Source organism: Bosea sp. BIWAKO-01 (assembly GCF_001748145.1).
Taxonomy (GTDB): domain Bacteria; phylum Pseudomonadota; class Alphaproteobacteria; order Rhizobiales; family Beijerinckiaceae; genus Allobosea.
Genome location: NZ_BCQA01000001.1, coordinates 4339025 through 4358519, shown reverse-complemented (window position 1 = coordinate 4358519; position 19495 = coordinate 4339025). Strand labels below are relative to the sequence as shown.

The 19495-nt window shown below is 64.9% G+C and carries 21 protein-coding genes; 9 read left to right on the top strand and 12 right to left on the bottom strand.

Annotation, left to right across the window (positions count from 1 at the left end):
• Positions 1-122: 122 nt before the first annotated feature.
• The 4 genes from mgtE (at position 123) to BIWAKO_RS20400 (ending at position 4717) form a co-directional block, all read left to right on the top strand.
• Positions 123-1529 (top strand): magnesium transporter, encoded by a 1407-nt coding sequence (gene mgtE / locus BIWAKO_RS20415; RefSeq protein WP_069880199.1) that lies wholly within the window; start codon positions 123-125, stop codon positions 1527-1529.
• A 77-nt stretch (positions 1530-1606) separates the two neighbouring features.
• A complete protein-coding gene (locus tag BIWAKO_RS20410) occupies positions 1607-2539 on the top strand; it encodes a glycoside hydrolase family 25 protein (protein ID WP_244523497.1) in 933 nt (310 codons plus the stop codon).
• Positions 2540-2647: 108 nt separating this feature from the next.
• Complete coding sequence (locus tag BIWAKO_RS20405) at positions 2648-3616, top strand: glycoside hydrolase family 25 protein (RefSeq protein ID WP_244523496.1); 969 nt, start codon at positions 2648-2650, stop codon at positions 3614-3616.
• A 105-nt stretch (positions 3617-3721) separates the two neighbouring features.
• Positions 3722-4717, top strand: coding sequence for a CorA family divalent cation transporter (locus BIWAKO_RS20400; protein WP_069880196.1), 996 nt, complete (start codon positions 3722-3724; stop codon positions 4715-4717).
• 24 nt (positions 4718-4741) lie between these two features.
• On the opposite strand, the gene dmeF is transcribed toward BIWAKO_RS20400, so the two are convergent.
• Both dmeF and BIWAKO_RS20390 read right to left on the bottom strand, forming a co-directional pair.
• Positions 4742-5722 (bottom strand): CDF family Co(II)/Ni(II) efflux transporter DmeF, encoded by a 981-nt coding sequence (gene dmeF / locus BIWAKO_RS20395; protein ID WP_069880195.1) that lies wholly within the window; start codon positions 5720-5722, stop codon positions 4742-4744.
• 19 nt (positions 5723-5741) lie between these two features.
• Complete coding sequence (locus BIWAKO_RS20390) at positions 5742-6008, bottom strand: metal-sensing transcriptional repressor (RefSeq protein ID WP_069882653.1); 267 nt, start codon at positions 6006-6008, stop codon at positions 5742-5744.
• Between the two features lie 212 nt (positions 6009-6220).
• On the opposite strand from BIWAKO_RS20390, the gene BIWAKO_RS20385 reads away from it, so the two are divergent.
• A complete protein-coding gene (locus BIWAKO_RS20385; protein ID WP_069882652.1) occupies positions 6221-7393 on the top strand; it encodes an isovaleryl-CoA dehydrogenase in 1173 nt (390 codons plus the stop codon).
• Positions 7394-7397: 4 nt separating this feature from the next.
• Positions 7398-7916 carry a gamma-glutamylcyclotransferase family protein gene (locus BIWAKO_RS20380; RefSeq protein WP_069880194.1) on the top strand — a complete coding sequence of 173 codons (519 nt, stop codon included), beginning with the start codon at positions 7398-7400 and terminating at the stop codon, positions 7914-7916.
• Between the two features lie 109 nt (positions 7917-8025).
• Here BIWAKO_RS20380 and BIWAKO_RS20375 read toward each other — a convergent pair whose 3' ends face one another.
• The 3 genes from BIWAKO_RS20375 to BIWAKO_RS20370 all read right to left on the bottom strand — a co-directional run bounded on the left by BIWAKO_RS20375 (position 8026) and on the right by BIWAKO_RS20370 (position 10980).
• Complete coding sequence (locus tag BIWAKO_RS20375; protein ID WP_069880193.1) at positions 8026-9822, bottom strand: ABC transporter ATP-binding protein; 1797 nt, start codon at positions 9820-9822, stop codon at positions 8026-8028.
• 552 nt (positions 9823-10374) lie between these two features.
• On the bottom strand, positions 10375-10548 hold the full coding sequence (locus BIWAKO_RS36040) for a hypothetical protein (RefSeq protein WP_176733365.1): 174 nt from the start codon (positions 10546-10548) through the stop codon (positions 10375-10377).
• Between the two features lie 9 nt (positions 10549-10557).
• Positions 10558-10980: a rhodanese-like domain-containing protein gene (locus tag BIWAKO_RS20370; protein WP_069880192.1), complete on the bottom strand. Its 423-nt coding sequence runs from the start codon at positions 10978-10980 to the stop codon at positions 10558-10560.
• A 110-nt stretch (positions 10981-11090) separates the two neighbouring features.
• Here BIWAKO_RS20370 and BIWAKO_RS20365 point away from each other — a divergent pair, with 110 nt between their 5' ends.
• The 3 genes from BIWAKO_RS20365 to BIWAKO_RS20355 all read left to right on the top strand — a co-directional run bounded on the left by BIWAKO_RS20365 (position 11091) and on the right by BIWAKO_RS20355 (position 12973).
• A complete protein-coding gene (locus BIWAKO_RS20365; protein ID WP_069880191.1) occupies positions 11091-11780 on the top strand; it encodes a DUF599 domain-containing protein in 690 nt (229 codons plus the stop codon).
• A gap of 100 nt (positions 11781-11880) precedes the next feature.
• On the top strand, positions 11881-12579 hold the full coding sequence (locus BIWAKO_RS20360; protein WP_069880190.1) for an alpha/beta hydrolase: 699 nt from the start codon (positions 11881-11883) through the stop codon (positions 12577-12579).
• Positions 12580-12706: 127 nt separating this feature from the next.
• Positions 12707-12973, top strand: a complete 267-nt coding sequence (locus BIWAKO_RS20355) for a DUF3253 domain-containing protein (protein ID WP_069880189.1) — start codon at positions 12707-12709, stop codon at positions 12971-12973.
• Positions 12974-12990: 17 nt separating this feature from the next.
• On the opposite strand, the gene BIWAKO_RS20350 is transcribed toward BIWAKO_RS20355, so the two are convergent.
• The 7 genes from BIWAKO_RS20350 to BIWAKO_RS20320 form a co-directional block, all read right to left on the bottom strand.
• The gene (locus BIWAKO_RS20350) at positions 12991-13779 is read right to left on the bottom strand and encodes a YdcF family protein (RefSeq protein ID WP_069880188.1); all 789 of its coding nucleotides are present in this window, start codon (positions 13777-13779) and stop codon (positions 12991-12993) included.
• A gap of 171 nt (positions 13780-13950) precedes the next feature.
• The gene (locus BIWAKO_RS20345; protein ID WP_069880187.1) at positions 13951-14496 is read right to left on the bottom strand and encodes a lysozyme inhibitor LprI family protein; all 546 of its coding nucleotides are present in this window, start codon (positions 14494-14496) and stop codon (positions 13951-13953) included.
• A 36-nt stretch (positions 14497-14532) separates the two neighbouring features.
• On the bottom strand, positions 14533-15153 hold the full coding sequence (locus tag BIWAKO_RS20340) for a glutathione S-transferase family protein (protein WP_069880186.1): 621 nt from the start codon (positions 15151-15153) through the stop codon (positions 14533-14535).
• A gap of 96 nt (positions 15154-15249) precedes the next feature.
• A complete protein-coding gene (locus tag BIWAKO_RS20335) occupies positions 15250-17250 on the bottom strand; it encodes an acetyl-CoA carboxylase biotin carboxylase subunit (protein ID WP_069880185.1) in 2001 nt (666 codons plus the stop codon).
• 120 nt (positions 17251-17370) lie between these two features.
• Positions 17371-17808 carry a hypothetical protein gene (locus tag BIWAKO_RS20330; RefSeq protein WP_069880184.1) on the bottom strand — a complete coding sequence of 146 codons (438 nt, stop codon included), beginning with the start codon at positions 17806-17808 and terminating at the stop codon, positions 17371-17373.
• Between the two features lie 426 nt (positions 17809-18234).
• Entirely contained in the window at positions 18235-18915 is a 681-nt protein-coding gene (locus BIWAKO_RS20325) for an HAD-IA family hydrolase (protein WP_069880183.1), read from the bottom strand.
• 55 nt (positions 18916-18970) lie between these two features.
• Positions 18971-19462 (bottom strand): hypothetical protein, encoded by a 492-nt coding sequence (locus tag BIWAKO_RS20320; protein WP_069880182.1) that lies wholly within the window; start codon positions 19460-19462, stop codon positions 18971-18973.
• Positions 19463-19495 lie beyond the last annotated feature (33 nt).

The window sequence follows — 19495 nt, the reverse complement described above, 5'->3', positions numbered from 1 at the left end:
TTTCAGCCCCGCCGGCAATCAAATGTGAGGTCGCCGCGGCGCGTTGCCAGCACAGTCCACGGCTGACACAAGAGCCCTTCCCTCGAATCCATGCCTTTTCCTCGAATCGTGGAGTCGGACTGATGGTCGAAGCTGAAAACGCTCCCGACGAATCCGCCACCCGCAGGATTCGTGACGAGGATGGCGCGATCGATCCCGCGCTGGTCGAACAGGTCTCGCAGGCCGTCCTGCTCTCGGACATCACGACGTTGCGCGGCATCGTCGCCGACATGCACGAGGCCGATCTCGGCGCATTGCTGGAAGCGCTCGACGCCGACGAACGCCCGCGCCTGATCTCGCTGCTCGGCTCCTATTTCGACTTCACGGCGCTGACCGAAGTCGACGACACCGTTCGCGAGGAGATTCTCGAAGAGCTCTCGGCCGAGACCGTCGCGGAAGGCGTGCGCGAGCTCGACACTGACGACGCGGTCTACATTCTCGAGGACCTCAACGAGGCGGACAAGCAGGAGGTCCTCGACAAGCTCACGCCCTCCGAGCGCATCGCCCTGCAGCAGGGCCTGGATTATCCCGAGGACACGGCGGGCCGGCGGATGCAGAGCGAGGTCATCGCCGTGCCCCCCTTCTGGACCGTCGGCCAGACCATCGACTTCCTGCGTGACACCGCGGACCTGCCCGACCGATTCTTCGAGATATTCGTGGCCGACCCGGCCCATCATTTCGTCGGCACGGTGCGGCTGGACCGGCTGCTGCGAAATCGGCGCCCCGTGGTGATTTCGCAGCTGCTGGAGGAAGACCGACGGGTCGTCGAGGCGACCGACGAGCTCGAAGACGTGGCGCGCCTGTTCCAGCGCTACAATTTGGTTGCCGCACCGGTGATCGATGCGACCGGTCGTCTCGTCGGCGTGCTGACCATCGACGATATCGTCGACGTCATCGAGGAAGCCGCGGACGAGGATGTGAAACAGCTCGGCGGCGTCAATCCCGACGAAGAGCTATCGGACCCGGTCCGGAAGATCATCTGGAGCCGCTTCAGCTGGCTCTTCGTCAATCTGATGACCTCCTTTCTCGCCGCCGCGGTGATGAGCCTGTTTGAGAATCAACTCGCAAAGGTCGTGGCGCTGGCGATTCTGGCGCCGATCGTGGCGAGCCAGGGCGGCAACGCCGCCACTCAGACCATGACGGTCGCTGTCCGCGCGCTCGCCACGCAGGAGCTTGGCGCCTGGAATCTGCGGCGCTTCTTCACCCGCGAACTCGTCGTCGGCCTCGTGAATGGCTTCGGCTTTGCCGTGATCACCGGCGCCATCGCCGCCGCCTGGTTCGGGAGCGCGGGCCTCGGCGCCGTCATCGCGATCGCGATGGTCATCACCCTGATCTCGGCCGCCATTGCCGGCGTCCTCATTCCACTGGCACTCGACAAACTCGACATCGATCCGGCGATAGCGTCCGGAACCTTCGTCACCACGGTCACCGACGTCGTCGGTTTCTTCGCCTTCCTGGGGATCGCCACAGTTCTGCTCGGCCTGGGGTGACGAACGCGAAAACTTCGGTAACGTAAACCGGGCGTCAAGTTTTCTCCGCAATTCTCCGCGAGATGATCGCCCGTCGCATGTTTCGCCTCCGTTCAGCCCCATTTCTCGCCGTCGCCGCTGCCGCGCTCGCGGTCCTTGGCGGCTGCGTGGCTTTTGAGGGCCGATATCCGCAGAAGGGCGATGCCCGGCCGCATCCCGGCGTCGCGAGCGCCCTGAACTATCCCGTCCAGGGTATCGATATCTCGCGCTGGCAGGGCGAGATCGACTGGGCAGCTGTCAAGGGAGCCGGTACCCGCTTCGTCTACATGAAGGCGACAGAGGGCGGCGACCACATCGACCCCTCCTTTCTGCGCAACTGGGAAGGCGCGCGCCGGGCCGGCGTGCCGCGCGGAGCCTACCACTTCGTCTTCTGGTGCCGCCCCGCCCATGAGCAGGCGGTCTGGTTCAAGCAGCACATCCCGAACGACCCCGGCGCCTTGCCGCCGGTGCTCGATGTCGAGTGGAACGGCCATTCCAAGACCTGCCCGCAGAAGATCGACCGCTCGCTGGCACTGGAGAAGATCCAGCTGATGCTGACCGAGCTCGAGCAGCTCACCGGCAAGAAGCCGATCATCTATACCGACATCACCTTCCACAAGGACGTGCTGGAAGGGCAGTTCAACGATTATCCCTACTGGATCCGCTCGACGGCAGCGAAGCCCGAGACGCGCTACGAGAACCGCCCCTGGGCCTTCTGGCAATTCACCACGACCGGCCGCGTGCCCGGCATCAGGGGCGATGTCGACCGCAACGCATTCTTCGGCGACGAAGAGCAGTTCATCGGCTGGATCAACGGCGAGTTCGACATCGGCCGGAGGCAGTGGACCAAGCGGCGCGCCTCTCCGGCGCAACCCAGCCCCAGCATCGTCAATGATCCGGAATTCGAGCCTCCGGTCAGCCAGGCTCCGCCCACCCCGGTCATCCCCGGCGCGTTGCAGCCGGTGCCGTCCTCGCTGCAGATCGGCGGATAGCAGGCCCGCCGGTTAACCAACCCTGAAATCATCCGCTCGCATCCGAGCGAACGCTTACCGCGCCTTAACCACGACTACCGCACCACTGTTTGCATGCAGGAGGGGCGGATGCCGGCGCGTATGAAGACCGATTACAAGGGACTGCGGTGCTTTCTTGCAGTTCTCGGCCTTGCACTCGGCTGCTCCGGCCCTGCCCTCGCGCTCTATCCCAAGAAGGGCGACGCCTCGCCCCATCACGGCGTCCGCGATGCACGCCGCCAGGCTATCCAGGGCATCGACATCTCGCGCTGGCAGGGCGAGATCGACTGGGCCAAGGTCAAGGATGCCGGCACCCGCTTTGCCTTCATCAAGTCGACCGAGGGTGGCGACCACCTCGACCCTAACTTCCGCAAGAACTGGGAGGGGGCGAAGAAGGCCGGCGTAGCGCGCGGCGCCTACCATTTCGTGTATTGGTGCCGCCCGGCCAAGGACCAGGTGCGCTGGTTCAAGCGCCATATCCCGAAGGACCCGGATGCCCTGCCGCCTGTGCTCGATGTCGAATGGAACGGCGAGTCGGAGAACTGCGGCAAGAAGATCCCGCGCGAGAAGGCGCTCGCCAAGATCAGCGAGATGCTGAAGGGCCTGCAGGAACACACTGGCAAGAAGCCGATCATCTATACCGACATCACCTTCCACGAGGATGTGCTGGAAGGCGAGTTCAACGATCATCCCTACTGGCTGCGCTCGACCGCGGCCCCGCTGCGCCACCGCTATGAGCGCAGCAAATGGGAATTCTGGCAGTTCACCACCACAGGACGCGTGCCCGGCATAACCGGCGACGTCGACCGCAACGCCTTCTTCGGCTCCGAGCGGGAATTCGCGGCCTGGCGCGAGGGCCGTTTCGACATCGGCGCCCGGAAGTGGCGGGGTGGCGAACCGAAAGTGGCCGGCAACCGCGCGCCTGCGACATCGGCCGGCTCCAAGGCTCCTCAGGCTGCCGGCGGCGCGACGCTCAAGATGCTGCCTCCCGCGCGCGTCCCGGGCAAGGCGACCGCCAACCGCGATCCACAAGTGACCGGCTCCCTCGCCCGCGATTGACTTTGCGGCACCCATTGCGCTGTCACGAAGCTGTCATGAGACGCGCGCCCTGATCCCGGGCAGCGCAACCTCTCATGAGAAATCGCCCGCCAGGGCGTGGCCGGAATGCTCCATGATCTGCAATCCCGGGCCGGGTTCGTCTGGGTCTACCATTTTGATTCCGACGGCCGTGCGCATCTCCTTCCTCGCCGCGAGATGCCCGACCTTGCCCTCCCCGAGGCCGAGTTCGTCTGGATCCATCTCGATCTCGTGCATGGCCGCGCCAAGCAATGGGTCGCCGATTGCACCGCCCTGCCCGCCGAGGCGCAGACCCTGTTCCTGACCCAGGACGATCATCAGCGCCTCCATCACAATCGCGATTTTGCCTGGGGCATTACCTTCGACCAGATCCGCGAGGTCGACAGCCCCGCCGACGAAATGGGCATGCTGCACTGGATCATCGCCGACCGGTTCCTGCTGACAGGTCGACGACAGGCCATGCAGGCGACGCGTCTGACGCGCGACGCATTGGAGGGCGGCTACCGGGCGAGCTCGCCGGTGATGCTGTTCGAGCGCATCATCGAGTTCGTCATCGAGGATGTGGCCGAAGCGGTGATGCAACTGACAGAGGACACCGACTCGATCGAGGATCATGTCATCGACGAGCGCGTGAGCGACGAGGCGCGCCGGTTAGGGTTGATCCGCCGGCGGACGGTGAGGCTGCACCGCCAGCTCAACGGCCTGCATCAGCTCTTCCGTCGCTTCTCCGAGAATGCCTCGACGCGGGCTGCGCCAGAGACCGTGAAGAGCGCCGCAAGCCGCCTGCTGCAGCGCGTCGACACCATGCTGACCGACGTCCAGATCGTGCAGCAACGCGCCCGCCTGCTGCAGGACGAGATTGCCTCGCGCCTGACTGCCCAGACCAACAGCCATCTCTATGTGCTCTCGATCCTGACCGCGACGCTGATGCCGGCAACGCTGATCACCGGCCTGTTCGGCGTCAACACCAAAGGCCTGCCCTTCCTCGAGAACGAATGGGGCTTCGTCTATGTCGTGATCCTGTGCGCACTGGCGGCTCTCAGCGTGTATCTGCTGCTCAAGCGCCGCGACATGATCCACTGAGCCCCGGGGCGGGCTCCTGATGCCTCACAGCGCGGCGACCCGCGGGTTCACCTCGACGGTGACATGGGACAGCATCGGCAGCCCGGCGAGTAGCGCCTTGTACGCTGCGGGCGGCTTCGGATGGGTGGCCACGACCGAGACGATCGCCGAGCAATGCCCCGGCCCGACCTGCCAGAGATGCAGGTCTGCGACCTCCGCGCCTTCGGCGGTGAGCCGCGCCTCGATCCCGGCGGCGAGAGCCTTATCGGGCACAGTGTCGAGCAGCACCGCTCCCGAAGCGCGCAGCAATCCGAACGACCAATGTGCGATCACCAACGCACCGACGATGCCCATCGCCGGGTCGAGCCAGACCCAGCCATAAAGGCTGCCGCCGAGCAGCGCGACGATTGCAAGCACGGAGGTGAAAGCATCCGCCAGCACGTGCAGATAGGCCGCCTGCAGATTATGATCCCGCCCACTCCCGGCGTTGTGGTCATGATGGTGATCGTGGTCCGCGCCACCATGGGCATGATGGTGATGGTGATGCGCAGGGCCATGGTCATGTCCGTGCTCGCCCTTCAGCAACCAGGCACTGGCGAGATTGACCGCAAGGCCCAGAACCGCGACGGCAATCGCCTGCCCGAAGACGATCGGCACCGGCTGGACGAGCCGCATCACCGATTCCCAGCCGATGAAGAGAGCGACCAGCGCCAGGACGAGCGCGCTTGCGAAAGCCGCGAGATCGCCGAGCTTGCCGGTGCCGAAGCTGAAACGTGGGTCGCGGGCATGGCGCCGCGCAAAGCGATAGGCGAGAGCCGCGATCAGCAACGCCGCCGCATGGGTCGACATGTGCCAGCCATCGGCGACGAGCGCCATTGAACCGAACAGCGTACCGGCGACGATCTCGCCGACCATCATGATCGTGGTCAGCGCAATGACGATCCAGGTGCGCCGCTCGTTCTCCTGATGATCGGAGCCGAGGAAGACATGCTCGTGACGCAGCGTCAGGCTGGCCAGTTCGGACATGGCAGGAACTCCGGTTGGTTCAAAGATACTTGGTCAGCGCCTTCAGGCTCTCGATCGAGCGCCGCGTCTCGGGTGTCTGCGTGCCTGTCGTCTCGAACAGGTGATGGTCGATATGGTCGAAGATCAGCAGCATCTTGACCTTCTCCAGCGCCTTTTCGACCGCCTGGAGCTGCTGCACCACCTCCGGCACCTCGCGCCCTCCCCCGAGCATCTTCACGACGGTGTCGAGATGGCCCTGCGCCCGGCGCAGCCGTTTGACGATATCGGGATCATGTACGTGGCTCATGTTCATATCCTATCCAGGGGGATAGGATATGTAAATCGAGTGTCGACGCTCCCGCCCCTCTCCGCTGCCGGCAGCGAGCGGCATGGCAGATCACCCGCCGGTGTGGCCACGCCCATCCGGGAGATCGCGCTGGAACAGCCTGACAGGGCCGCAAAGCGCGCTATAACGCTGCAAAGCCGTGCCCCATGCGCGGCGTCTTCCGGGAGGCCACCATGCTCGCCAACGCCCCGCGCCCGTTCAATTTCGATCTCGGCGAGACCGCCGATGCGATCCGCGACACGGTCCACGCCTTCGCGCAGGAGAAGATCGCGCCGCGCGCCGAGGAGATCGACCGCTCGAACCAGTTTCCACGTGACCTCTGGCCGGAGATGGGCGCGCTCGGCCTGCATGGCATCACGGTGAAGGAAGAGGATGGCGGCGCTGGCCTCGGCTATCTCGAGCATGTCGTGGCGATCGAGGAGGTCAGTCGGGCCTCCGCCTCGGTCGGCCTGAGCTACGGTGCCCACTCTAATCTGTGCGTCAACCAGATCGCCCGCAACGGCAATGCCGCGCAGAAGGCGAAGTACCTTCCAAAGCTGATCTCGGGCGAGCATGTCGGATCGCTCGCGATGTCCGAGCCCGGCGCCGGCTCGGACGTGGTCTCGATGAAGACACGGGCCGAGAAGAAGGGCGACCGCTACGTCATCACCGGCAACAAGATGTGGATCACCAACGGCCCGATCGCCGAGACGCTGGTGGTCTACGCCAAGACCGACCCCGCCGCCGGCGCGAAGGGCATCACCGCCTTCCTGATCGAGAAGGGCATGAAGGGCTTCTCGACCGCCCAGAAGCTCGACAAGCTCGGCATGCGCGGTTCGGACACCTGCGAGCTCGTCTTCGAGGCGTGCGAGGTCCCGGAGGAAAACGTGCTCGGCCAAGTCGGGCGCGGCGTCAACGTGCTGATGTCGGGGCTCGACTATGAGCGCGTTGTGCTCTCGGCCGGGCCGCTCGGCATCATGCAGGCGGCCATGGACGTGGTCATGCCTTATATCCACGAGCGCAAGCAGTTCGGCCAGTCGATCGGCGAGTTCCAGCTCGTCCAGGGCAAGGTCGCCGACATGTATGTGATGATGAATGCCTGCAAGGCCTATGTGTATGCCGTCGCCAAGGCCTGCGACCGCGGCGAGACCACGCGAGAGGATGCCGCCGGCGCCATCCTGATCGCGGCAGAGAAGGCGACGCAGATCGCGCTCGACGCCATCCAGCTTCTGGGCGGCAACGGCTATATCAACGATTATCCGACCGGCCGCCTGCTGCGCGATGCAAAGCTCTATGAGATCGGAGCCGGCACCAGCGAGATCCGCCGCATGCTGATCGGCCGCGAGCTGTTCCAGAAGACGAAATAGGCCAATGCCCCTCTATTTCGCCTATGGTCTGAATATGGACATCGCCGGGATGGCCAAGCGCTGTCCCGGTTCGAAGCCGCTTGGTCTCGCGCGCCTGCCGCGCCATCGCTTCATCGTGACGAGCGACGGCTATGCCTCGGCTGTTCGCGACCCGCGCGAGACCGTCCATGGCGTGCTCTGGGATTGCTCGCTCGGCGACATCCGCGCACTCGACAAGTTCGAGGACATCGCCAGCGGTCTCTATGTGAAGATCAGCCAGCCGGTCATCGTCGAGGGCGGCGCCAAGCGAGCCCTGGTCTATGTCGGCCGCAGCGGCACGCTCGGAAAGCCACGCCCCGGCTATATGGAAACCGTCATCGCCAGCGCCAAACACTGGGCGTTGCCAGAGGCTTACGTTACAGGCCTGAATCGATTTCTGACCAAACCGAATCTCGACATGAAGTCGTTGAATCCAGATGTCAGCGCGGAGCTTCCGCCCGGTCCCGTCGCGGGTGTCCGGCCGCGAGCCCTGGCTCCGAAATAGGTCGCCCGGAACCTTCTCGATTTGCCCCCCGCAGGCAGGTGAGGACGCGTCATGATCGGGACAGGCCCGACCATGATACGAACAGCACGTCCCCGGGGGGGCTGGCGGCCTATGCCGCCAGACCTTTTGCCAGTTCGCTGACCTGTTTCTCGAACAGCGCGCGATAGGCGCCGTTCTCGCGGGTCAGCAGCGCCTCGTGGCTGCCTTCTTCGACGACCCTGCCGCGATCGAAGACCAGGATGCGGTCCATCGCCCGCACCGTCGAAAGCCGGTGCGCAATGACGATGGTGGTGCGCCCCTGCATCAGGCGCTCCATCGCCTCCTGGATCAGCGCCTCCGATTCCGAATCGAGGCTCGAGGTTGCCTCGTCCAGGATCAGGATCGGCGCATCGGCCAGGAAGGCGCGCGCGAGCGCAACACGCTGGCGCTCGCCACCCGAAAGCTTGACGCCGCGCTCACCGACCAGCGTCGCGTAGCCCTTGGGCAGACGCATGATGAAGTCATGCGCGTTGGCGAGCTTCGCCGCCTGGACAATCCGGGCCATCGAGGCGCCCGGCTTGGCATAGGCGATGTTCTCCGCCAGCGAGCGGTGGAACAGCACCGGCTCCTGTTGCACGATGGCGATCTGCGCCCGCAGGGAGGTCTGCGTCACATCCGCGATATCGCGTCCGTCGATGGCGATGCGCCCGCCCGAGACGTCGTAGAGCCGCTGCACCAGTTTGACGAAGGTCGTCTTGCCGGAGCCGGAGCGCCCGACCAGCCCCACCTTTTCGCCAGCCCGGATCGTCAGCGAGAAATCGCGATAGAGTGGCTCGACATGACCTCCATAATGGAAGGTCACCCGCTCGAAAGCGATCTCGCCCGCCGGCACCACCATGTCGGTGGCACCCAGGCGATCGGGCACGCCATAGGGATGGGCGTGCATGGCGACGAGTTCCTCCATGTCGTTCACCGAACGCTGGAGATTGTGCACGTGCTGGCCGACATCGCGCAGATAGCCGTGAACGACCGCGTATGAGGTCAGCACGAAGGCGACGTCACCCGGGGTGGCCTGACCGTTGGCCCAAAGCCAGATGACGAGGCCGATGACCGCGGCGCGAAGCGCCAGCAGGACGATCTGCTGGGCCGTGCCCGAGGTCGTGCCGCGCACCCAAGTCCGGCGGGTCCTGAGAGCCCATTTCGCCAGGACGCCGGCCAGGCGACCATCCTCGCGCAATTCGGCGCCATAGGCCTTGACCACCGGGTTGCAGGAGATCGCATCAGCCAATGCACCGCCGACACGCGTGTCCCAGCTATTGGCAAGCCGCGCAGCCGGCGCGACATAGCTGAGCGACAGCGCGATCGTGACACCGACATAGATCACCGAGCCGAGGAAGACGACGAGGCCCATCGCCGGCCAATGCCATGCCAAAAGTGCCGTCGTGCCCACCAGCACGACGAGCGACGGCAACAGCGCGATCAGGACCGTATCGGTCAGCAGGTCGAGGGCCCACATTCCGCGGGTGATCTTGCGCACCGTCGAACCGGCGAAATTGTTGGCGTGCCAATCGGTCGAGAAGCGTTGCAGACGTGCGAACGCCTCCTGCGCCGTCTCGCTCATGGTGCGCAACGTCATGCCGGTAATGCCGATGAAGCCGAGATGCCGGAACAGCACGCTGACCGCACCGAGTGCGAGCATCGCGCCCAGCGCCCATAGCGCCGCATCGAGTGCGCTGGCACCCTCGCCCGCCACCGCATCGACGAGGCGGCCGGCATAAAGCGGCATGAACAGGTCGGCGGCAGTCGCCGCCATCATGGCACCGGCAACGCCGAGAACCGGCCCTGGTCGGCGCGCCCAGTGCCGGAATGTGAAGCCGAGAACGGCTCGAAACGGCTCCTGCCGCCCGGTTGACGATTGAAGAGACATAGAAATCATTCGGCGCCGCGCGGGAGCCGACTCCAAATCAGGTGGAGCCGATGCGAATGCGATCGTCTCCGGATGAAACGTAGAGATGAAAAACCCTGGCTGGGGACCGCCTCAGGCGGGCCGCGGCAATGTCCGACCTAGTGGCGGGACATTCGTGGGGGAGTGGCGACGATGATCATGAATTGCATTCAGCCCTCCCCTTTCGCGTGTTGAAGCCAAGGCGGACAACATGCCGCATCGGCAGCGAACGCGCAAGCCGCTTCATTTGCAACCAGGGCATGTGTGGCCTCAGGGGCACAGGCAATCCTGGGGCAACCCGAGAAAGCGGAACGGCCGAGCCTCGCGGAAGGCGCCCGTAGCATCTTCCCGCAAGGGTATAGCTCTGGTGCTCGCCGAGACCGAGCTTCATCACCTTGCCACGTTCCGGCAAAAAATCGACCGCCTTGAGGTCGACCCAGAACGTATTCGGCGTCAGAGCCGGTTCGAAGACGCAAAGCTTGCGCTTGTGATCGATCGCCGTACGCCAGCGCGTCGAAGAAATATCCGGCTCAACTACCAGAATAAGGCAAGCAGCCTGACGGCGATCACCAGCAGGAAGGCGACAATGATCGTGCCGAGCACCTGCTGACGCTTGGCGCGATCGGGAAACTGGCGAGCCAGCAGGCGCCCAAGCGGCTTGCGGAAGATGAAACCGGCGACGAGCAGAACGATCAGGATATGGGACAAGATGCGGGCCTAGCCCTTGTCGCTGGCGTTTCGCGGCTCCGGCGCATCGAAGGGCGCACCCGCCTTCTTCCAGGCGCCGAACCCGCCCGCGATATGCGCCACCGGCTTCAGCCCCATCTCCTGCGCGGCCTGCGCAGCGAGCGCCGAACGCCAGCCGCCGGCGCAGAAGAAGACGAAGCGATTGTCCTGCTGAAACACCGGCTTGGCATAGGGACTTTCCGGATCGATCCAGAATTCGAGCATGCCGCGCGGGCAATGGAAGGCACCGGGCATGCGCCCTTCCCGCTCCAGCTCACGCGGATCGCGCAGATCGACGAAGACGACGTCGTCATTGCCGACCAGTGCATTCGCCTGCTCGACGGAGAGCGTCTCGACCTTGGCCTCGGCTTCCGCCAGCAATGCCTTGTAGCCCTTGGTGATCACTTGCGGCATTGCCGGCCTCCATCTCGTCGGCGGCACCGTGGCCGCTCGGACACATCGCGTCAATCGCGAGCTTGCAGCGCGGCCATGCCGACAGCACTCTGGCCCAAAGGAGGCGATTCATGGCCGGCTTCACGACGATCGATATGATCGCCCTCATCTTCTTCGTTGCCTCATGGCTTGGCTATGGCGTGGCCGTGGAAAAGGGCCCGCATGCGGAGCGAAGCCTGAATTCCCGGATGAATCTCCGTCGCGCCCGCTGGATTCAGGAATCGGTGCGGCGCGAAAACCGCATCATCGATACCCAGGTGATGAACGGGCTGCAGAACGGCACGGCCTTCTTCGCCTCGACCTCGCTGATCGCGATCGGCGGCTCGCTCGCCCTGCTGCAGTCCACCGACCGCGTCGTCGCGATCTTCGCCGATCTGCCCTTCACCGCGCCGACGTCTCGCGCCGCCTGGGAGATCAAGGTCATCGGGCTTGCCGTGATCTTCGCCCATGCCTTCTTCAAGTTCGCCTGGAGCTACCGGCTCTTCAACTACTGCGCGATCCTTCTCGGCGCGATCCCGCCAAGGGAACGGCTGGAAGAGCAGGAGACGAAGGAGGCCGTCCGCGAGACCATCGCGATGAACATCGCCGCCGGGCGGCATTTCAACCGCGGACAGCGCGCCTTCTTCTTTGCGCTCGCCTATCTCGGCTGGTTCATCGATCCCTGGCTGTTCCTCACCGCAACAGCCGCCGTGCTGACGGTGATGTGGCGCCGCCAGTTCGCGTCGGAATCCGCGCGAATCTTCACAAGGCCCGGTCACTGATTCGCGCTGGCCGGCCGCCACGATTGCGCTGGACACCGGCTGAATCTCCGTGAGACCGTCCGACCCGGGGGCGAGCCGATCCGCGGATCAGGAGGCCAGCATGAGCAAGCAGACAGCAATTGTCCTGGTGCATGGTTTCTGGGGCAATGCCTCACACTGGAACAGGGTGATCCTCGAACTCTCCCGCAAGGGCTACGCATCGCTCCACGCCGTCGAGATGCCGCTGACCTCGCTGGCCGATGACGCCGAGCGCACCCGCAAGATGGTGGCGCAGCAGAAGGGCCCGGTGCTGCTGGTCGGGCACTCCTACGGCGGCGCAGTGATCACGGAAGCCGGAGATCTGCCCAATGTGGTGGGGCTCGTCTATATAGCCGCCTTTGCCCCTGACGCCGGTGAGAGCCCCGGCGGAATCACTCAGGAGCCCCCCCCAGAGGCGGCGGCGAACCTCTCTCCCGACAGCGACGGCTATCTCTGGGTCCTGCCCGACAAATTCCACGAGAGCTTCTGCCCTGACCTGACGCCCGAAGAGGGGTTCGTGATGGGGGTGACGCAGAAGGCGCCGCTTGCCAGCACCTTCGGCGACACGATCACCGCTCCGGCCTGGAAGAAGAAGCCATCCTGGTACCAGATCTCTGGTGAGGACCGGATGATCGCGCCTGCGAACCAGGAGCGCATGTCGGCCCGCCTCAACGCGCGCAAGGTCATCACGCTCGCTGCCAGCCACGCTTCGCTCGCCTCCAAACCGGCCGAGGTCGCGGCCCTGATCGACGAAGCAGCGAAGGCGACCGCACCGGGCTGAGCCCCTCGTCTCCGCCCTGCCGCGACGGGCGACCGCAGCGCCACCGCATCACGCGGCAAGGCAAGGCGATCCCTCCGCCCTGGCCTCACTGCTTGACGAATCCTGCATCCCTGCCTCTCTGGGAGGTATGACCGATCACGTTGACGCCCTCGAAGCCGCCATACTCGACCTGCTCGCTGAAGCAGGACCGGGTCGTACGATCAGCGCGATGGATGCCGCGCGCCGCGTCGGCGGCGACCATCCCGATGGCTGGGGTCCGCTGATGCAGCCGATCCGGCGCATCGCCGTGCGGATGATGAAGGAAGGCCGCCTGGTCATTACCCGAAAGGGCCGCCCGGTGGATCCGGACGATTTCCGCGGCGTCTACCGCCTCTCATTGCCAAGCAGTGAATAGGCTCGGCGCTCGCAACGTCAGGGAGCGGGGAACAACGCATCCGTATAGCCGGCGGCGTAATAGGCAACGAGACCAGCCCATTCCTTGAAGGCGAGCTCTGCGATGTCGAGGCCGCGCGACGCCTCGCGGTAGGGCCGGAAGAAATCGGCCTGCTCATTGCCCGAGAGATAGTCGACCGGAAATGCCTCGACCGCGAATCCGGCCTTGCGAAAGACGCCCATCGCACGCGGCATGTGCCAGGCCGAGGTCAGGAGCAGCCAGCGCTCGCCCGGTTTCGGCATCACGAGGTCTCGGGTGAATATCGCGTTCTCGCGGGTATTGCGCGACTTGTCCTCGAGCACCACCCGCTCGGGCGGCAGGCCCAGCGCCTCGAACAGCAACCTGGCGCCATCGGCCTCCGTCCTGATCACGGGCGAGAGCAGATTGGCGCCGCCCCCGGTGAAAGCGATCTTCGCCTCCGGATGCAGCCTGGCGAGCTCGACCGCCTTGGTCATGCGGGCCGCCGCGTGGTTCAGCACGATGTCGCCGCGCGCGACGCCGATTGCACCGCCCAGCACAATGACGCCGGTAACCGGCCCCCTGACCGCGTCCTGCTGCGGAAAGCGGTTTTCCAGCGGCCGCACGATGATGCGCGGCAGCGGGCTGAAGGACAGCACCAGGATGCCGAGCATAGCCAAACCGCCGAGCCAGCGCGCCGGGCGCGCGAAGCGGGTAAAGGCCAGCAGCGCCGCCAAGGCCGCCAGCAGGATCAGCAGATTCACGGGCGAGAACAGGAACCAGATAATCTTTGACAGGAAGAAAAACATCGGCGGACTCCGGAACGCACCGGCTGTCTAAGCATCGGCTCGAAAACCGGGTTGCGGTCTTCGGGACAGCTGATGCAAACACAGAAGGCTAGATCATCGCACCGGATGCGATATCCGGTGCGATGATCTAGCCGATGAAGAGACGCCGCCGCATTAACGACGGAACAACGCTCAACGGATAATGCTGGGTGGATTGGAGGGGCGGCGCACCGGACTGCGCTGGCCGACCATTCGCTCGAGCTCGAGCGAACGGCTGGCCACCTCGCGCAACATGCAGCCCGCCTGCATCCCGGCCACGCGGGCAGACGGCTGCATGCTCCCGTAGAACGCGCATTTCTGCGCGGCATAGCCTTCCCAGGCAACCTGAAGCGCGGCGAACTGGCCGCGCGCGCCGCCGTCGGCATTGCGCATCACCGCCACGCTGGCAAAAGTCAGGCGCTCGCGCCAGACCGCCTCTTCTCGCCTCGCGCAATCGGCTTCGGCAGCGCGCCGATCGCCTGACGCCGTTCGCACGCACGTGACCGCAACCGAACCGATACAGGAACTGGCGGCAGTACCGCTCTGGCTCAGGCAGGACACCATCTGCATGCGATCGGCCGACAGCTCCGGGCTCGACCGAGCCGACTGCGCCCCAGCGCCGCCGGCAGTCATTGCCGCCAATCCGAATGCAAGCAAGCCGAATGCAAGAATTCCCAAGCGGGTCATGGTCACCATCATGTCAACCTCTGCGGGGACGGCAAGGCGGCGACACGCTCACGTGATCGGCAGGGGCAGCGCCGGCTTCGCAGCAGGCCTGGCAACCACTGTCTCGTACCAGCGCTGGACATTCGGCCGGGACGCACGCGGCACCGGCATGTTGAGCCAGCGATGCGCGCCCGGCGCGACGGAGATGTCCGCCATGCCGAAGCGCGAGCCGGCAAGGTAGTCCCGCGAAGCCAGATGCGCCTCGAGGACGTCCAGCTTCGCCTCCGTCTTGGCGATGGAGGCCTCGATGACGGCCATGTCACGCTTCTCTGCCGGCGTCCGTATCAGACCGAGGAAGGCCGGAGCCATCGCCGGCTGCAGCTCGGCAATCATCCAGTCCATCCAACGATCGGCATCGGCGCGGCGCGAGGGATCCTCCTCCCAGATCCAGCCCGCCCCGTAGCGAGCTGCGAGATAACGCACGATGCTGCTGGACTCCCAGATACAGACTTCTCCGTCCTCCAGAACGGGGATCATGCCGTTGGGGTTCTTGGCGAGATAGGCCGGCTCACGATTGCCCCCGAAGGTGCCGCCAAGATCGATCCGCTCAAAGCTCTGGCCAACCTCACCGGCCGCCCAGACGGCCTTCTGCACATTGATGGAGCTGATCCGTCCCCAGATCGTCAGCATGAAGAGCTCCCCGCCACCCTTTGGCCGGACAGACTTTCCTGCCTGACGCCACGGAAAGCAAATCGTTCTATCTGCCGGCGGTCTGCCGCCTCAAGCTCAGGCAAATTCCATGATCACGGCATCGACCGCGAGCGAATCGCCCTCCTTGGCGAGGATCTTCGCGATGGTGACGTCCTTCTCGGCACGCAGCACGTTCTCCATCTTCATCGCTTCGACCATGCAGAGCGCCTCGCCGGCCTTGACCTCCTGGCCGACCTTCACCGACACGGCCTTGACCAGCCCCGGCATCGGACAGAGCAGGAATTTTCCGGTATCGGCCGCAACCTTCTCCGGCATCAGCGCGGCAAGCTCGGCCTCGCGCGGCGTATAGACATGGGCGCTGGCATAGGCTCCGGCGTGGCCAAGCGATACGCCATTGAGGATCGCCCTCACCTGCGCCGCAATCGAGACACCATCGAGCGTGCCGCGCCAGACCGGTTCACCCGGCCGCCAGTCGGAGGCGATCGCCAATGAACGGTCGCCGAAGCTGACGAGGATCGTCTCGCCCTGCTCCGCCACGATGCCCTCGAAGCGCTCACCGCCGAGCGTCACGATGCGGGTGCGTTCGAACTCAACCTTCCGCCAACCCTCCATCTGGGCCGAGACATGTCGCTTGCGCTGGTTGAGACGGTGGTCGCAGGCGATCGCGATCGCGGCCATGCGAAGCGCGATCTCTCCCTTCGGCTGCGGCAGGGAAAAGCCTTCCGGAAACTCCTCGGCGATGAAGCCCGTCGACAAGTGTCCGGCGATCCAGCGCGGATGCTGCATCAGCGCCGAGACGAACGGGATGTTATGGCGGATGCCCTCGATGGCAAAACCGTCGAGAGCACGGGCCTGCGCCTTGATCGCCGCCTCGCGCGTCGGCGCGTGGGTCACGAGTTTTGCAATCATCGGGTCGTAATAGATCGAGATTTCGCCGCCTTCGAAGACACCGGTGTCATTGCGGACGGTCGCCTCGCCATCCGGACCTTCGGCCGGGGGGCGATAGGTCACCAGCCGGCCCGTCGATGGCAGGAAATTACGGGTCGGGTCCTCCGCATAGACGCGGGATTCGACAGCCCAGCCGTTCAGTTTGACATCGGCCTGCGTCAGCCGAAGCTTTTCGCCATAGGCGACACGGATCATTTCCTCGACGAGGTCGATGCCGGTGATCATCTCGGTGACGGGATGCTCGACCTGGAGCCGGGTGTTCATCTCGAGGAAGAAGAAGGAGCGGTCCTGCCCTGCGACGAACTCGACCGTTCCGGCCGAATCATAATTCACCGCCTTGGCGAGGGCCACCGCCTGCTCGCCCATCTTGCGCCGGGTCGCCTCGTCGAGCAGCGGCGATGGCGCCTCCTCGACAACCTTCTGGTTGCGGCGCTGGATCGAGCACTCGCGCTCGCCGAGATAGATGACGTTGCCGTGCTTGTCGCCAAGCACCTGGATCTCGATATGACGCGGGTCGACGATGAACTTCTCGATGAAGACGCGGTCGTCGCCAAATGAGGACGCCGCTTCCGATTTCGCCCGGGCAAAGCCTTCGGCGACTTCACCGGCCGAATGGGCAATGCGCATGCCCTTGCCGCCGCCGCCGGCCGAGGCCTTGATCATCACGGGATAGCCGATCTCGTCGGCGATCTTCACGGCTTCGGTGGGGTCTTCGATGACGCCGAGATGGCCGGGGACGGTCGAGACCTTGGCTGCGGCAGCCGCCTTCTTCGACTCGATCTTGTCACCCATCGCGGCAATCGCGCCGGGATTGGGGCCGATGAAGACGATACCCGCATCCTTGAGCGCCTGGGCGAAGGCCTCGCGCTCGGACAGGAAACCATAGCCGGGATGGACAGCCTCTGCCCCCGTCGCCTTGCAGGCGGCGATGATCCTGTCGATCAGCAGATAGGATTCGGCCGCGGGCGCAGCGCCGACATGCACCGCCTCATCCGCCATCTCGACATGGAGCGCGTCGCGGTCGGCATCCGAATAGACGGCAACCGTCTTGATGCCCATCCGTCGCGCGGTCTTGATGACACGGCAGGCGATCTCGCCACGGTTCGCGATCAGAATCTTCGTGAACATGGGTGGCGTCTCCCGGCTGTCTGAAAACACTGTGACAGTCGGGGTTTATTGGAGGCCGCAGCCCGCGTCCACTGATGCGAAAGTTCGGGAATGGGCGGCGGGCTGTGCGCGACCGCCTGATCAGTTCGTCCGAAGAACGCGTTCGAGGCGCTCGCCCGGCACCATGAATGTGCTCTTGCGCATGGCGAAGGCGATCAGCATCTCGTCGCAGCGGTCTGCCTCGCGCACGATCTCGAAGGCAATGCGTCGCGCCGTCTCGGTCGGGCCCTCGCCGGCAGAGAGCGTCGTCACCAGCCAATGTGCCTTCTCGCGATCGATCACGCCCGTCGGGCGGCTTTCCCAGACAGCGAAGTCGACGACCAGCGTGACCAGGTAATTCGCGAAGGAAGCGCTGGTCGCGACGACAGCTCGATCCAGCGCAATCAGAACATCGATGACATCGCGCGTCATCACGCTATCGACCAAGATTTCGCGCTGAAGCATCTTGGTGTCTTGATCGTCGATCGCGCGCTTTTCCATCACGCGATCGACGAATTCACGGAGCTCATGACCAATCATCGTTCGACTCCTGCCCAGCTTTATTTTGCGCCGGTGCGTTCCTGTTGTAGGAACACCATGACGCGGCATCCGCCAGCAGGTGGTTAACGGCCAAATCTGAACTTCTGTTCAGGTTAAACGGCCCTGATCGGACGTGGTTGCGAGGATGTTACTGAAGTGCCGCCCATGCATTGGGTAGCGGTCGAAATCCGGCACTGAATCGGTTTCCGCTCGACGGCACGCCGTCCTGCTCGCCGCGATGACGGGCCCTCCGTGCTTCTCTCCTACGGTCAGGGCGTTTCGCAGCGCAGTTTGCAGCGATTTCCGCTTCGGCCGGGGGCGAGGGTGCGAAGCGATGGCGTGGATCAGCTCTCGCGCCGATCCGTCGGCGTGAAGAGCCACAGCCCCCGATCGGAGCGGAACGTCGCAGCGCCCTCGCCGCCGCCCTCAGGTCGGCTCAGCCACCGCCAGCCCGTCAATGATGCCCGTCAACTCCGCACAATCGGTGAGGACATGGCGCGCGCCGAGCGCCTGCAGGGATGCCACGGGCTGGAAGCCCCAGGAGACGGCAACCGGCGTTACCCCGGCGGCAACCGCCATCTGGATATCGAAGGAACTGTCGCCGACCATCAGGGTGCGTTCCGGCCGCGCGCCGGTTTCCCTCATCGCCTGCAGGATCATGCCGGGATGGGGCTTGGACGGTGCATCATCGGCCGTCTGGATCGTCGCCATATGCTGACGCCAGCCATAGCGCTCGACAATGTAGTCCGCGCCCCGACGCGACTTGCCGGTCGCGATGCCGAGCACCGTATCGGTCCGCGCAACCAGCGCGTCCAGCATAGCGGCAACGCCCGGGAAGAGTGGCTCGGCGAGGCTTGGATCGGTCTCGGCCTGCCGCCGCATGGCGCCGAATACTTCTCTGTAGGTTTCTGTCAGCTGGTCGTCGGGGCGTTCCAGCCCCGCAAGCTGCATCAGCGCAATATCCAGCGTCAGCCCGACGATGCCGAGCCCCGCCTCGCGGCCTGGATAGACCAGGCCGCAGCGCTTGAAGGTCTCGACCTGGGCGCCGAGGATGATGGCGGCTGAATCGATCAGCGTGCCATCGAGATCGAATATGACGAGGTTCATGCTGGCGCTTTATCGTGGATCACGACTGCGATCCACTGCGCCCGGCGCGGCTCCGTTATGACCGGCTCTCGCGCGCGCAATCCGCGACCGCCTTGCGCAGGTCTTCGCCATCGAGCCCTTTCGCGCGGCTCTCCTTGCGACATTCGGCACGGGCCGCCAGATCTGGCCGCTTCGCCTTGAAACAGGCGGCCAGTGCTTCGCGTCGCGCCGCTCCAGTCAGGCTTCCCTGATCGGCTTCCGTCTTGCAGGAGGCACGTGCCGTCACGGCCGTGGGCTTGCCGTCGCGGGTCAGTCCATCGCGGGCATAGAGTTGGACCCCCGGAAACTTCGCCTGCATGCAATCGCGCATGGCCTGGCGCAAATCGTCGCCACTCAGCGCAATATGTTCGGCGACACAATCCTGCCGCGCCTTGGCGCGCTCGACGCGCGGCACAGGCTCATCTGCCGCCGCAGCGGCAGCAGCTTGTGGGGCGGATGGTGACTGCGCAGCGGCAGATGTGGCAAGCGAAAGGGTCAGGCCGGCAAGAACGAAGGCGAAACGCGTCATGGGAGCACCTGCGTAAGAGTGTCGAGAACAAAA